Origin of the sequence: Aeromonas jandaei, assembly GCF_037890695.1 — a bacterium.
Classification (GTDB): domain Bacteria; phylum Pseudomonadota; class Gammaproteobacteria; order Enterobacterales; family Aeromonadaceae; genus Aeromonas; species Aeromonas jandaei.
On sequence record NZ_CP149571.1, the window covers coordinates 1,492,434 to 1,505,871 of the forward strand.

At 52.2% G+C, this 13,438-nt stretch carries 14 protein-coding genes; 12 read left to right on the forward strand and 2 right to left on the reverse strand.

The features are described from left to right. The first annotated feature begins 68 nt into the window (after nt 1-68). Genes tppA through tapY2 form a run of 6 tightly spaced genes read left to right on the forward strand, consistent with a single transcriptional unit; the run spans nt 69 to nt 6,352 of the window. The gene (gene tppA / locus WE862_RS07255) at nt 69-476 is read left to right on the forward strand and encodes a type IVa pilus pseudopilin TppA (RefSeq protein ID WP_042030729.1); all 408 of its coding nucleotides are present in this window, start codon (nt 69-71) and stop codon (nt 474-476) included. A 3-nt stretch (nt 477-479) separates the two neighbouring features. Further along, nucleotides 480-1,049, forward strand: a complete 570-nt coding sequence (gene pilV, locus WE862_RS07260; RefSeq protein WP_042030728.1) for a type IV pilus modification protein PilV — start codon at nt 480-482, stop codon at nt 1,047-1,049. Continuing rightward, on the forward strand, nt 1,046-2,044 hold the full coding sequence (locus WE862_RS07265; protein ID WP_082035439.1) for a PilW family protein: 999 nt from the start codon (nt 1,046-1,048) through the stop codon (nt 2,042-2,044). The genes pilV and WE862_RS07265 overlap by 4 nt, the downstream gene beginning before the upstream one ends. Next, nucleotides 2,041-2,463 (forward strand): pilus assembly PilX family protein, encoded by a 423-nt coding sequence (locus WE862_RS07270; RefSeq protein ID WP_041209101.1) that lies wholly within the window; start codon nt 2,041-2,043, stop codon nt 2,461-2,463. Before WE862_RS07265 ends, WE862_RS07270 begins: the two co-directional genes overlap by 4 nt. An 11-nt stretch (nt 2,464-2,474) precedes the next feature. Continuing rightward, nucleotides 2,475-6,080 (forward strand): pilus assembly protein, encoded by a 3,606-nt coding sequence (locus WE862_RS07275; protein ID WP_042030727.1) that lies wholly within the window; start codon nt 2,475-2,477, stop codon nt 6,078-6,080. A gap of 8 nt (nt 6,081-6,088) precedes the next feature. Next, nucleotides 6,089-6,352 (forward strand): type IVa secretion system protein TapY2, encoded by a 264-nt coding sequence (tapY2, locus tag WE862_RS07280; protein WP_269780164.1) that lies wholly within the window; start codon nt 6,089-6,091, stop codon nt 6,350-6,352. Between the two features lie 21 nt (nt 6,353-6,373). Here the strand turns inward: tapY2 and WE862_RS07285 are convergent, their stop codons facing one another. Then, on the reverse strand, nt 6,374-6,871 hold the full coding sequence (locus tag WE862_RS07285) for a GspH/FimT family pseudopilin (RefSeq protein ID WP_042030725.1): 498 nt from the start codon (nt 6,869-6,871) through the stop codon (nt 6,374-6,376). 147 nt (nt 6,872-7,018) lie between these two features. On the opposite strand from WE862_RS07285, the gene WE862_RS07290 reads away from it, so the two are divergent. From WE862_RS07290 to luxS, 4 genes are read left to right on the forward strand one after another with little or no spacing between them, the layout of a single operon-like run. Further along, nucleotides 7,019-8,641 (forward strand): NAD+ synthase, encoded by a 1,623-nt coding sequence (locus WE862_RS07290; protein ID WP_042030723.1) that lies wholly within the window; start codon nt 7,019-7,021, stop codon nt 8,639-8,641. Between the two features lie 9 nt (nt 8,642-8,650). Further along, the gene (glnB, locus tag WE862_RS07295) at nt 8,651-8,989 is read left to right on the forward strand and encodes a nitrogen regulatory protein P-II (RefSeq protein ID WP_005308848.1); all 339 of its coding nucleotides are present in this window, start codon (nt 8,651-8,653) and stop codon (nt 8,987-8,989) included. A 50-nt stretch (nt 8,990-9,039) separates the two neighbouring features. Next, nucleotides 9,040-9,642, forward strand: coding sequence for a transglycosylase SLT domain-containing protein (locus tag WE862_RS07300; RefSeq protein WP_042030721.1), 603 nt, complete (start codon nt 9,040-9,042; stop codon nt 9,640-9,642). Nucleotides 9,643-9,660: 18 nt separating this feature from the next. Beyond that, nucleotides 9,661-10,170, forward strand: coding sequence for an S-ribosylhomocysteine lyase (gene luxS / locus WE862_RS07305; RefSeq protein WP_042030719.1), 510 nt, complete (start codon nt 9,661-9,663; stop codon nt 10,168-10,170). Between the two features lie 296 nt (nt 10,171-10,466). Here the strand turns inward: luxS and WE862_RS07315 are convergent, their stop codons facing one another. Beyond that, the gene (locus WE862_RS07315) at nt 10,467-11,093 is read right to left on the reverse strand and encodes a type II secretion system protein (protein WP_042030717.1); all 627 of its coding nucleotides are present in this window, start codon (nt 11,091-11,093) and stop codon (nt 10,467-10,469) included. Between the two features lie 41 nt (nt 11,094-11,134). On the opposite strand from WE862_RS07315, the gene WE862_RS07320 reads away from it, so the two are divergent. Both WE862_RS07320 and WE862_RS07325 read left to right on the forward strand, forming a co-directional pair. Then, nucleotides 11,135-11,914, forward strand: a complete 780-nt coding sequence (locus tag WE862_RS07320) for a TatD family hydrolase (RefSeq protein WP_042030715.1) — start codon at nt 11,135-11,137, stop codon at nt 11,912-11,914. Between the two features lie 216 nt (nt 11,915-12,130). Continuing rightward, nucleotides 12,131-13,405: a NupC/NupG family nucleoside CNT transporter gene (locus WE862_RS07325; protein ID WP_033112949.1), complete on the forward strand. Its 1,275-nt coding sequence runs from the start codon at nt 12,131-12,133 to the stop codon at nt 13,403-13,405. Nucleotides 13,406-13,438 lie beyond the last annotated feature (33 nt).

Genomic DNA, 13,438 nt, shown 5'->3' on the forward strand with positions numbered 1-13,438 from the left:
CGCCGGGTTTGTTCTAGTGACAGGCTCGGCGTTAAACTTATGAAGCAGTCTGTCACCAAGGATGGGATATGATTGGATACTTTCGTGGCTTTTCTCTTATTGAGTTGATGGTTGTTGTCGCCATTGTGGCGATCCTTGGCACCATCGCTTATCCCGCTTATCAGCAATATTTGCTGACCAGTCATCGTGTCGATGCGAAAAAGATGCTGCTTGATACCGCCAACCGGCAAGAGAGCTATTTTATGGACTTCAATCAGTACGCCTCTTCGGCGTCGGCACTCAATATCTCTGACAATTCAGATTCCGGTTTTTACCATCTGGTTATTTCTGCTGCCGCTAATACCTATACCCTGACTGCGACAGCCTCTGGTGCACAGGGCTCTGACCGAGACTGCATTATTTTCTCTATCGACCAAAATGGCACCAAGAGCGCAAAAAATATCAGCAATGCAACCAACAATAATTGCTGGAACTAGGTCATGAAACGCACAGGTTTTGATAGTGTGCCCTCCGGTTTCAGCCTGCTTGAAGTGATGATTGCTGCTGTTGTGCTCTCTTTTGGCCTGCTGGGGCTGGTCGCCATGCAGGCGCAATCCAAATTCGCAGGATATGAGGCGAGGCAACGCACCATAGCCAGCTGGCTGGCAAACGACATGGTGGAGCGGATCAAGGTCAATCGAGCTATCTGGGAGGCGCAAGCCAGTAATACCTGGATCGTCAGTTCGAGTACATCATCGCTACCATCCTGTGCCAATGCTGATGGCACCATGAGCAACTGCAGTGATGCCAATATGCTGGCGCTCGATCTCTACTACTGGCGTCAGTCCCTGATAGGTAGTGCCGCATCGGGCGCCGGCTCCACGCTCAACAATCCTGTCGGTTGCATCATCAAGGGGGCGAGTGACTCGCTGACCGTGGCCATTTTCTGGGCTGGTCGCAAGGCCTCCCATGATGGTTCAAGTGCTATCGCATCAGCCACAACCAATGCTTGCGGCATATCCGGGGTCGACTTGACGAGGCGTCAATACGTATTGACGACCACCTTATGAACAACCGTGGCTTTACCTTGGTGGAATGGCTGATTGCTATGGTGATCGGTGTTTTTCTGCTAGGTGGTGTGCTGAGTGTGTTCGTTGCTTCTCGAACGACTTCTGAAGATGCGTTTGACCAGAGCGAGTTGCAGGAAAACGGGCGATTGGCGATGCGTCTGATAGCCCAGGATCTCAAGTGGGCCGGTTTTTGGGGCGATTATACCGGTATGCCGATGCAGCTGAACGTTGGGGTAACGAAAACATCTGGTGCTGCTATTACCTCCAGCAAAGATTGCTTGGATGAGCGTGGTGAAGGAAGTTTCCCATCAGCATCCGCACCAGTACGTGGTGTATGGGCGACACATATTGATGCCAACAAGCTGATCACAGGCAATGCATTCAGCTGTATTGCATCGGCCAACAGGGTTGCGAATTCAGACATCATCAGCATCAAGCGGTTGATAGGTTTCCCCTTGGCAGACAGTGCACTCTCTGCAAATAGGTTCTATATGGCAACGACGCCTCAGTCTGCTGTTATATTTCGCGGCAACGAAGCCCCTCCTGATAATACTGCTATGCCAAATAGACAGTTATGGGAGTATCAGCATTACATCTACCATATTGTGGATAACAGTGGAGTCCCTGAATTACACAAGCGAATGCTGACTGCCAACGATGGATCATGGGATATATCTGGCGCACTGGCACAAGGTATAGAAAAAATAACTTTGCTATACGGTGTAGATACCAGTCCAGTTCAGGATGGGCGAATAGATAAATATGTATCAATCAGTTCTGTTGCCAGTAATGAATGGAATGAAGGGCGTGTCATTGCTGCCCGTCTGTTTATTCTTGTTCGCTCTCTGCAAGCTTCATCGAAATATATAAATAACAATACATATCAGGTTGGTAATATTCAGGTCGCCGGTAGCGGTGATGGTTTTCGACGATTGCTTCTGGAGACATCCATCGCGTTGCGTAACCCTGCAGCCATTGCTGGAGGTGGCAAATGAGACGAGCCAGAGGTGTTGCATTGATCGTGGCTTTGGTCATCCTGGTACCGCTGACCCTGATCGCTGTCGTGATGATGCAGTCCAGTGGTGTGGATCTCAAAATGGCGGGGGCTGCAGCCAGTTTGCAGCAGGCTGAGCATCGGATTGAAGGGATGATAGAGAGTGCGTTATTGCAAGCTGGTCTGTCGAGCAAGATTGCGACAATGGGGGCCAGTTCTGCAATCTCGGTTAATGGAAATACGGTCAATATGGAACGGCGTGGTGAAAGTGTCTGCAAGCGGAAAGTGGATGCCAGTAGCCAGAATGTTATCCCTTCTTGTCGTTATGTTGAGCTGCAGGCTGCAGCAACATATGGCAAGAACAGTCGTGCAATGAATTGGACTGCCGGGGTAGAGCAACCCCTGTTAAAGGCGGAATAGGAGCATAGGATATGCGCGAACATGGACGAGCCTTGCTGCTTTGCACCGTAATGGCCGCCATGCCGGTCTTGGCAAGCAGCAGTTATTCTGATGACACCGAACTGTTTATTTATGATTTTTCAAAAGCAGGTGACTTCAGACCAAAAATCCTGGTTATCTTTGATAATTCAGGGAGTATGAGCTCAACCATGGATGTGGTTAGAGAAGCTTACGATCCAAATACGACATATCCAGCACTCAGTAATGATCCAGATACCGGAAATAGTAAAAAGTATGTCTACTTTTCTACTGATGGTACAGTTCCAACTATCACCAATACCCAGCGATTTCAAGACAGTATAAATGCCTGTGCATCTTCAAAAACACCATTGTCGAACATTGGTTACTTTCAGTCACAAGTCTGGAACTATACCTACTCTAGTTATTCTGGAGGGAAGCCGCGGCAGGGTACATGGGGATCAGTTTCTGGCCGAACTGAATCGAATATTGTATTGGTTGATTGCAAGCAAGATATAATTTCCAGTAACAACAGTAACCCCTATTCTGGTCCAAGTTTGGTTGTTGGAAGCATCTCGAATGGTTACCCAGTAAATAAGACTTCAAATAGTAGTGGCTTATGGTATTACACAACGAATATCAGCAATGCTGCTGCGGGGAGTAATACTGCAGTTACCTTATATAGTGCAAATTACATCAGGTGGTATTATGGGCCGTCAGGACATAGCGTCCAGTCACGACTTCAGGTTGCCAAGGATGCTGTGAAGGGATTGATATCTTCAACTCCTGGTGTTGATTTTGGACTGGCTGTATATAACTACAATGACAGCAATGGTGGCCGAAATGGTGGGCGTATCGTTCGTCGTATTCTGAGTAACGATACCGATATCGGTAATGGTGTTACGGCGGAACAGAACTTATTGTCGACCATAGATAGCCTTGGAGCAGAAACTAATACGCCGCTATGTGAAACGCTATATGAAGCCTATCGTTTATTTGGTGGCCGCTCAGTTTATTATGGTGATGACGATAGCTCACGAACTCCGACTCGGGATACGTTGGCAGAAAACCCTGTCGGAACCTATAAAGCTCCTTATGATAAATGCTCTAACAATGGCTATGTCATTTATATAACTGATGGTGAACCAACCCAGGATACCAATGCCAACTCGTTAGTGCAGGGGTTGCTGGATAATCTCAATGCGACTGAAAAAGCTGCATATGGTACAACTGTTGGATATGGCAGTAGTGGCAGCACCAGCTATATTGCTGCACTGGCTGGCTATATGAGAAACAAGGATATAAACCCGGGTTCCCCCGGAGTTCAGACTGTTACAACATTTACAGTTGGATTCGGTGATGATGCTGTTACTGGTGCAGGTAACCTGTTAGCGGAAACAGCTCGTCGTGGTGGCGGACTATATTATCCTGCGACCAGTGCCGAAGCACTCAGTCAGGCACTGAAGTCATCTTTACTGGCCATATTGCGCATCAATACCTCTCTGGTATCTCCCGCTATTGCAACAAATAACTTTGACCGAACCAGAAGTCTTAATAATATTTACTATGCCATGTTTGAACCTGATACGGGTCCACGATGGAAAGGTAATTTGAAAAAGCTGGTCTTGTCTGACAAGGGATATGTAGTTGATACCACTACATTACCGGCGATAAAGAGTGATGGCACAATTCTGGAGGGGGCCAGAACTTTTTGGTCATCAGAGGATGACGGTAATCTGGTTGCAAAAGGTGGTGTGCAGGAGATGCTTGCCGATAAAAGCAACCGTAATCTTTATCTCATCAATGACAAGGCATCGCCAAAACGCCTTGATAGTTTTACGCGCAGCAATGCCCAGATAATGGCTGGCAGTGCTGAGGCGCTACGTTCACTCATGCAGTTATCTGACGTCTCTGAACTGGATAATATGTTCAGCTGGATTACTGGTAGTGATGTCGACAATGAAGATAACGACAGCAGTACGACAATCAGGAAATATATATTGGGTGATCCCCTGCACTCCAGACCTTTGGTGATCAACTACGGTTGTACGGTTGCACAAGGGCAGACTAGCTGTACGCCGGACTTGCGTATTATCATGGGGACCAATGCCGGTTTTTTGCATATGTTCAAGGATCTGGGTTCATCTGTTGATGAAACCTGGGCCATGATGCCTTATCCGCTGCTAGCTACTCAAAAAGCGTTACGGCAAAATAGTGAGTCATCTGCTCACGTATTTGGTGTCGACTCCTCTCCTGTAGCACTCATCAAAGATGCTAACCAGAATGGGGTGATAAAAGCATCAGAGGGCGATTATGTCTGGATGTTTGTCGGGTTGCGCAGTGGCGGTAAAAACTATTATGCCTTTGATGTCACAAATCCAGATGCACCAACACTGAAGTGGTCCATTACACCAGATTCGAGTGGTTTTTCCCAGTTGGGGCAGACCTGGTCTGTCCCTGAAGTGGCATTTGTTCCCGGCGTCTCCGATCCGGTAGTGATTTTTGCTGGTGGTTATGATCTGAATAAAAGTACTCTCGGGTTGGGTAGTTCTGATAGCAGTGGAACAGGTATTTATATAGTGAATGCTAATACCGGTGCTCTGATATACAGTGCAACGCCAGCAGCCAACAGTACGACAAACCTGCAAGTCAGCACCATGCTGGACAGTATGCCCGGTGGTGTGGCGACTCTTGATAGTGATGGAGATGGTAAAGTCGACCGTATTTATGCCAGCGATACTGGCGGAAATATCTGGCGAATGGATTTGCCAGGAACCAATAAAACAGATTGGAGTGTATTCAAATTTGCCAGTCTGGGTTCCGACACACAGCAAAGTGAAGATCGGCGCTTCTTCACTCAACCTGTATTGGTAAGAACAATCAATAAGGGGTGGGAAGTAAAAAATAGCCAGTATGTTTATAGCGAACGCCCCTTCGATGCGGTCTTGATTGGTTCTGGCGACCGTAATCGCCCATCATCAGAATCGACCGTCAACAATGCCTATTTCATGCTGCGGGACTATCAGGTTGTACCCAAATCCTACCGCACCGTCACTCCTCCATCGGCGATCACTATTGATCAACTATACGATGTAACAACTGACCCCTTCCTTGGTAAAACGGATACGCAGATATTGGCGATCAAGAAAACCCTGACCAGCAAGATGGGGTGGAAATATTGGCTGGATCAAACGGGAGAGAAGTCGATGGGAGCAGGGGTTGTCCTTCAGGGCAAACTTTACTTCACCTCCTTCCTGCCGCAGGTGCAATCTTTTGAGGAGTGTACCATTCAGTCGATAGGTGCCATGCGTCAATATATGGTCGATATGCACTATGGCACATCATTCCGCTACACGGTCGATCAGGCTGGTAATCAGTCTCCGGAACGCTATGTCGAGGTCAATAATAAAGTAGCTGATGACCTCGTGGTACATGCTGGTGATGATGCCAAGATCCGTATTATCGGTGGTGCTCCGGGTGAGGAGGTTATTCTGAAAAGTGATGGGAATAATCAACCTACCCGCTGTACCGGGGCTGGGCAATGTTCAGAGGGGGCCGATGAGGCCGAAATGGATATGACTCCCAAGAAGATATATCTCTACGAGGATGAACCCCAATGAGAGCGAATATGCTGTTGTTGACTCTGCTGGGCGTTAGCTGCGCTCATGCAGCGGTAGATCGTAAGTGCTATGTCGAACTGGAGAATGGGGCGAATGTTGTATTGCAGGGCGCTATTGCGGATAACAAAAAGCCTGAGATTGCCTTCCAGGAGAAGGGGTTTGAGATGAACGGGCAGCTGCTGATGGTGAGGAAAGTGCTGGAATGTCAGCCTGTCGATCGGCCTTTCACTCTCGAGTCCGCCCGAAAACAAGAGAAAGAGCAGCCAAGATAGCAGTAGTGCAAGATGATTGGCTCAAGGACAGATTGTTGTGGTGTCTGTCCTGCTACTGCGGCCAGAAACGGCAAGAACCAGGTCAATCTCCGGTTCTTGGCTCACGCAGACTTTAATGGTCATATTGGTACCCAGGCTGGTACCGTCTGGAGCAAACAGAACCCGGGTTCTGGTCGAGGTGATAGCTGCGCTGGATGAAAAGGTTGGGGTACGTGCCAACTCTGTTTCACCGTTATCAAGTTGGGAGTTGTTATTGGTATCGGCAAATACCAGGAACTGTGTTGAATTGCTGGAAACACACTGGCTTGCATTGTTGATGAGGCAGGCGCTTACGGTTTGCTGCTCACTGATTGCTTCGTTACGCGCGAAGCGCAGGTGTTTCATCAACCGCTCACTTTCATAGTTGGCGGTGTTCTCTTTGAGCAGGTCGCTTAGGGCAGGAATACCAATGGCAAGTAGTATGACCCCCAGTGCAATGGCGATCATCAGCTCCAGCAAGGTAAATCCGCGTTGTTTCATGGTGGCCTGAGGTGTGTCGTTCCGTGACTATCTACAGCTTATCCTTACTGCCGATGGCTGTCACATGGTTACACCAGTCTTGAACTGGCAGATCGCCCCCCTTTTCTTTATCATTCCCCATCATTTTCGAATTCAAGATGCATCGCCATGGCAAAAGCCCTCTCTCTGATGCTTGCCCAGTTGAATCTGACGGTAGGCGCCATCGAAGATAACACTGACAAAGTGCTCGCTGCGGCCGCTCAAGCCGAACAGCAAGGTGCCGATCTGCTGGTCTGCTCCGAGCTGGCCCTGACCGGTTATCCACCGGAAGATCTGCTGCTGCGCGCCGACCTGATGATCCGGGTCGATGCCGCGCTGGCTCGCATTGCCGAATGGCAGGGGAACTGCGCCATTTTGGTAGGGCATCCCTGGCGTGAAGGGGAGGCGCTCTATAACGCAGCCTCCCTCTATGAGCACGGCAAGCTGATTGCCCGTTACTTCAAGCAGGACCTGCCCAACTACGGGGTATTCGACGAGAAGCGCTACTTCACCGCCGCGACTGAAACTTGTGTGGTTCCCTTCCGTGGTCACAATCTGGGGCTGCTCATCTGCGAAGACCTCTGGCAGCCGGGCCCGGCGCTGGCCGCCAAGGCGGCAGGGGCCGATCTGCTGCTCACCATCAATGCGTCTCCCTACGATCAGGAGAAACCCTGGATCCGCCGAGAACTGATGACTGAACGCTGCGATCAGACCGGCCTGCCGCTGGTTTACCTCAATCAGGTATGCGGTCAGGACGAGCTGATTTTTGACGGCTGCTCCAAGGTGTTCAACAGCCAGGGTGAGTTGACCCACAAATTGGCACCGTTTGCCGAAGAGCTGGCGCTGGTACGCTTTGCGGATGGTCAACCGGTGAAAGAGCGGGAACCGGCTGCGCCGCTGGAGCCGTTGGCTGAGACCTATCAGGCTCTGGTGCTGGCGGTGCGCGACTATGTCACCAAGAACGGTTTCCACGGTGCTGTGCTGGGCCTCTCCGGCGGCATCGACTCGGCGCTGACGCTGGCCATTGCGGCCGATGCCATCGGGGCCGACAAGGTGCAGGCGGTGATGATGCCGTTCCGCTATACCGCCCAGATGAGCGTGGAGGATGCCAAGGAGCAGGCCGAGCGGATGGGGGTCGAGTTCAACATCATCTCCATCGAGCCGATGTTCGAAGGGTTTATGACCCAGCTGGCGCCGCTGTTTGAAGGTACCGCCCGCGATACCACCGAAGAGAACCTGCAGGCGCGCTGCCGTGGTGTGCTCTTGATGGCGCTCTCCAACAAACGTCGTCGTATTGTGCTGACTACCGGCAACAAGAGCGAGATGGCGGTGGGCTATGCGACTCTTTATGGTGACATGGCGGGCGGTTTTGACGTGTTGAAAGATGTGCCGAAGACGCTGGTCTTCAAGTTGTGCGAATATCGCAACTCGGTCGACTACGTGATCCCGCAGCGGGTTATCGACCGTCCGCCTTCAGCAGAATTGGCGCCGGATCAGGTGGATCAGGACAGCCTGCCGCCGTACGACATCCTGGATGCCATCTTGAAGCGCTACGTGGAAGAGGATGCGTCCGTAGCCGACATGGTGGCAGAGGGCTTCGAGGAGGCGGTGGTGCGCAAGGTGATCCGCCTCGTGGATCTCAACGAATACAAGCGCCGTCAGGCGGCGGTTGGGCCCCGCATCACGGCCCGCAACTTTGGTAAGGATCGCCGTTACCCCATTACTTCCGGGTTTGGCAAACAGAACTGGTAAGGAGTCACCATGAAGAAGATTGAAGCCATCATCAAACCGTTCAAGCTGGACGATGTGCGCGAGGCCTTGGCCGAGATTGGCATCAACGGCATGACCGTCTCCGAAGTCAAAGGCTTCGGCCGCCAGAAGGGGCACACCGAGCTCTATCGCGGTGCCGAGTACATGGTCGACTTCCTGCCGAAAGTGAAGGTGGAGCTGGTAGTGCAGGACGAGGATCTCGACGCCTGTCTGGAAGCGATCCAGAACACCGCCCGCACCGGCAAGATTGGTGACGGCAAGATCTTCGTTTGCGAGGTGGAGCGCGTCATTCGTATCCGTACCGGCGAAGAGAACGAAGACGCTATCTGATGTCGTTTTTGCCTCGTTATGTTCAGGAGAGCAAAACAAGTTCTGCTCTGATGTCCCGAAAGCGCATCGTGGCGGTGGCGGGCCTGCTGGCAGTACTCACTGCGTGCAGTACCCGCCCGCCGGCTCAGCCGGAAAACCTGTGCCAGATCTTTCGCGAGAAGCCGGAGTGGCACAAGGCCGCGCTCAAGATGAACGAGAAGTGGGGGACGCCGATCCATGTGGTGATGGCCATGATGTATCAGGAGTCCTCCTTCGTACACGACGCCCAGCCGCCGATGGAGTATTTCCTCTTTATTCCGACCGGGCGGGCGAGCTCGGCTTATGGCTACGCTCAGGTGAAAGACGAGACCTGGGCTGATTACCAGCGAGAGACCGGCAATAGTTGGAGCGATCGCGATGACTTTGCCGACGCCATCGATTTTATGGGCTGGTACACTAACAAGGCCCAGCGGCTCAATGGCACCTCCAAGTGGGATGCCTATGGCCAGTATCTCAATTATCACGAAGGGTGGGGTGGCTATCGGCGTGGCAGCTATCGCAGCAAGGGGTGGTTGATGAAAACCTCGCGCAAGGTGGAAGCTCGCGCCCAGCGCTACGGCGCCCAGTATCGACAATGCAAGGATCAGCTCTCCCGCGGGGGCTGGTTCTGGTAACCCAATCAGGAGTCAGAAATGCCGTTATTGGACAGTTTTACCGTTGACCACACCCGTATGGAAGCGCCAGCGGTGCGTGTGGCCAAAACCATGCAGACCCCGAATAAAGACACCATTACCGTGTTCGACCTGCGTTTCTGCGTACCGAACAAGGAGATCCTCTCCGAGCGCGGTATCCATACCCTCGAGCACCTGTTCGCCGGTTTCATGCGTGATCATCTGAACGGCAACGGTGTAGAGATCATCGACATCTCCCCCATGGGTTGCCGTACCGGCTTCTACATGAGCCTGATCGGCGCGCCGGACGAGGCCCGTGTCGCTGCCGCCTGGCAAGCAGCCATGAGCGATGTGCTGACTGTGCAGGAGCAGGGCAAGATCCCTGAGCTGAACGAGTATCAGTGCGGTACCTACAGCATGCATTCGCTGGAAGAGGCTCATGCCATCGCTCGCCATGTGCTGGAGCGTGGCATCGGCGTTAACCACAACGACGAGCTGGCCCTGCCGGAAGAGAAGCTCAAAAGCCTCTAATGCTATCGAGTCAAGATGAGAAAAACCGGTCAGCAATGCTGGCCGGTTTTTTTATCGCTGTTTGCGTCGCATCGTGATGACTTGTTCACTTTCTCCGCTCTGCTAGGATGTTCTCCTGCTTGTGTTTCAACTGCGGGAGGGAGTGCCGATGAAAGGGGTGTTGCTACGCTGGTTGGCCCGTTACGACGAGTGGTGTGAAGAGTGGGGACTTACTCAGGATAACCGGCGCTGTTGTACGCCGGTTCGTTATGATGAGGAGCCATCGAAAGAGTGCAATCCCGGCAGTGATGGTTCACTTACTGAAAATTGCGGGTCACGGCACCGGTAACGCTGTTGTATTCAAAACCCAGGCCATTCGGGTAATCCGGGAAGCGACCGACAGAATCGCGCAGAATATAGCGGCAGTTATAGTGCACCTCGTTGCCTTCATCTTCATCCGGATGACCCGGGCCAATCATGGTGGAAAGGTAATCAGCCCGCTTCTGCACTGCGTCAGGCTGATCCGTTGACGCAACGCTCTGACTGCCATCCAGCAGATCGGTAAAAAGCAGTCGGCAGTCTGACTGGTTGCTGACCGAGATATGGTTGCCAGATCCCGGTTGATAGGGGGTGTCTACCGGCTTGTTGTAATCCTCTTCGGAGCCCACCGGCCAGCCATAGCGATTGATATCTATCGTGCTGTTGCCAAAACTGCTCAGGTTGTAGAGCGCGACGGATTGCCCCTTCACTACCACCGCCCAGCCGGCATTGGCCAGACGGGCCGCACTGGCAAAATTGCCCGCAGTCGCCGATACCATGCTTTTGAGCGCATCGTCCTTGATATTGATAAAACGGGGCAGGGCTACCACTGCCAGGATCCCCAGTACGATGATGACCAGCACCAGCTCAATCAGGGTAAAACCACGGTGTTTGTTGTTCATCATCTTCAATGACCCATTAAATCCCACAAACAGGTGTGAGTGATATGCAGCTGACAGATACCCATTGCCACCTCGATTTTCCTGACTTTGACGAGGACAGGGAGGCATTGCTGGCTCGTTGCCAGGCATCCGGGGTGACGGAGTATATCATTCCTGCTATTGCCGAGACCAACTGGCACCGTGTGATGGCGCTGGCCAACCAGCACACAGGCGTGTGTTATGGCCTGGGTGTTCATCCCTGGCACGCCGGTGAACAAGAGGAGGGGGTAATAGATCGGCTGCAGGAGCTGGTATCGAGCCGTCCCGAGGGGCTGGTAGCCATCGGTGAGTGCGGACTGGATCTGCGCTCCCATGTACCTCAGGCGGGGCAGTTCGAACTGTTCGAGGCGCAGATCAAGCTGGCAGTCGATTTCGAGCTGCCATTGATAGTTCATTCGGTACGGGCCAATGACACTGTGGCCAAGCTGCTGCGTCGCTTCAAACCGGTTCGCGGTGGCGTGATCCACGCCTTCAGCGGTTCGCTGCAACAAGCAGAGGCGTTCTGGCAGTTGGGCTTTTATCTTGGTGTCGGCGGGGTCATCAGCTATGAGCGGGCCAACAAAACCCGTGAGGTATTTCGGGCCATGCCGCTTGAATCGCTGGTGCTGGAAACCGATGCACCGGATATGCCGCTACAGGGGCGGCAAGGAGAGCGAAATACACCGGAAGCGCTGCCGGAAATTGCGGCGATATTGATGGGGATACGAGAAGAACCCGCAGAATATGTTTCAATCATGTTAATTGATAATGCCGAGCGACTTTTCCGGCATCGCAAAAGACAATGAAACATTGGTGTAACAAGTGGTTGAGCTATCAGGGAAAAAAATAAGCGTAAAAATCGTTTGCTGTCTAATTTTGTGACACTTGAATAATTTGATACCGATAAAATGTGACCAGCATTCTATTTTATCGGACTTTAATTAGTATAATGCGCTCCCCTTGATTAGTTGGGTTTGTTTACAACTCACTAACAAGCCAGGTGCTACTAGAGGAAGATAATAATGAATTTGTTCATGGGTCTGGTAGGGATGGCGACGCTCGTCCTTATCGCGGTGCTGTTCTCCAGCAATCGCAAGGCAATCAACGTCCGTACCGTAGCCGGTGCGTTTGCAATTCAAGCTGGTCTGGGTGCGTTTGTACTCTATGTACCGGTAGGGCGCGATATTCTGGTCGGTGTATCCGATGCAGTCTCCAGCGTCATCAGCTATGGCCAGAATGGTATCGAATTCCTGTTCGGTGGTCTGGTCAGCAACAAGATGTTTGAAGTGTTCGGTGGCGGCGGCTTTATCTTTGCCTTCCGTGTTCTGCCGGTCATCATCTTCTTCTCTTCCCTGATCGCTGTGCTCTACTACTTGGGCATCATGCAGATGGTCATCAAGTTGCTGGGTGGTGGTCTGCAGAAAGTGCTGGGCACTTCCCGTACCGAATCCCTCTCTGCGACTGCCAACATCTTCGTAGGTCAGACTGAAGCCCCGCTGGTGGTTCGTCCCTACATCTCCAAGATGACTGACTCCGAGCTGTTCGCGGTCATGTGTGGTGGTCTGGCATCTGTTGCCGGTTCCGTTCTGGCTGGCTACGCCTCCATGGGCGTCAAGATGGAGTACCTGATCGCAGCCTCCTTCATGGCTGCACCAGGTGGTCTGCTGTTCGCCAAGCTGCTGGTACCGGAAACCGAGACCCCGAACTATGACGAAAGCTCCGCAGATGCCGAGCTGGACGACAAGCCGGCCAACGTGATTGACGCTGCTGCTGCTGGCGCTTCTGCCGGTATGCAACTGGCTTTGAACGTCGGCGCCATGCTGCTGGCCTTCATCGGCCTGATCGCCATGATCAACGGTATCTTCTCCGGTGTGGGTGGCTGGTTCGGTTATCCGCAGCTCTCTCTGGAACTGCTGCTGGGCTGGATCTTCTCCCCGCTGGCTTTCCTGATCGGTGTGCCCTGGAGTGAAGCGATTGTTGCCGGTTCCTTCATCGGTCAGAAACTGGTAGTGAACGAGTTCGTGGCTTATCTGAACTTCGCTCCGTACCTGAAAAACGAGGTGCTGATCAACGGTGTGGCCATGTCCGATCACACCAAGGCGATCATCTCCTTTGCCCTGTGTGGTTTTGCCAACCTCTCCTCTGTTGCCATTCTGCTGGGTGGTCTGGGGTCGATGGCACCGAACCGCCGCGGCACCATTGCGAAATTTGGTCTGAAAGCCGTATTGGCTGGCTCTCTGTCCAACCTGATGTCTGCGACTATCGCAGGCTTCTTCCTGGCACTGTCCGGCATGTAATATCAGCCTGACTGACAGGGTATAAACACGAAC

Bases quoted from the DNA above. Each gene is read 5' to 3' on its own strand.
- WE862_RS07265 (WP_082035439.1), top strand. From the start codon at position 1,046: ATGAACAACCGTGGCTTTACCTTGGTGGAATGGCTGATTGCTATGGTG.
- WE862_RS07315 (WP_042030717.1), bottom strand. From the start codon at position 11,093: ATGATGAACAACAAACACCGTGGTTTTACCCTGATTGAGCTGGTGCTG.
- tapY2 (WP_269780164.1), top strand. From the start codon at position 6,089: ATGCTGTTGTTGACTCTGCTGGGCGTTAGCTGCGCTCATGCAGCGGTA.
- WE862_RS07320 (WP_042030715.1), top strand. From the start codon at position 11,135: ATGCAGCTGACAGATACCCATTGCCACCTCGATTTTCCTGACTTTGAC.
- WE862_RS07290 (WP_042030723.1), top strand. From the start codon at position 7,019: ATGGCAAAAGCCCTCTCTCTGATGCTTGCCCAGTTGAATCTGACGGTA.
- WE862_RS07285 (WP_042030725.1), bottom strand. From the start codon at position 6,871: ATGAAACAACGCGGATTTACCTTGCTGGAGCTGATGATCGCCATTGCA.
- WE862_RS07270 (WP_041209101.1), top strand. From the start codon at position 2,041: ATGAGACGAGCCAGAGGTGTTGCATTGATCGTGGCTTTGGTCATCCTG.
- tppA (WP_042030729.1), top strand. From the start codon at position 69: ATGATTGGATACTTTCGTGGCTTTTCTCTTATTGAGTTGATGGTTGTT.
- WE862_RS07325 (WP_033112949.1), top strand. From the start codon at position 12,131: ATGAATTTGTTCATGGGTCTGGTAGGGATGGCGACGCTCGTCCTTATC.
- luxS (WP_042030719.1), top strand. From the start codon at position 9,661: ATGCCGTTATTGGACAGTTTTACCGTTGACCACACCCGTATGGAAGCG.
- pilV (WP_042030728.1), top strand. From the start codon at position 480: ATGAAACGCACAGGTTTTGATAGTGTGCCCTCCGGTTTCAGCCTGCTT.
- glnB (WP_005308848.1), top strand. From the start codon at position 8,651: ATGAAGAAGATTGAAGCCATCATCAAACCGTTCAAGCTGGACGATGTG.
- WE862_RS07275 (WP_042030727.1), top strand. From the start codon at position 2,475: ATGCGCGAACATGGACGAGCCTTGCTGCTTTGCACCGTAATGGCCGCC.
- WE862_RS07300 (WP_042030721.1), top strand. From the start codon at position 9,040: ATGTCCCGAAAGCGCATCGTGGCGGTGGCGGGCCTGCTGGCAGTACTC.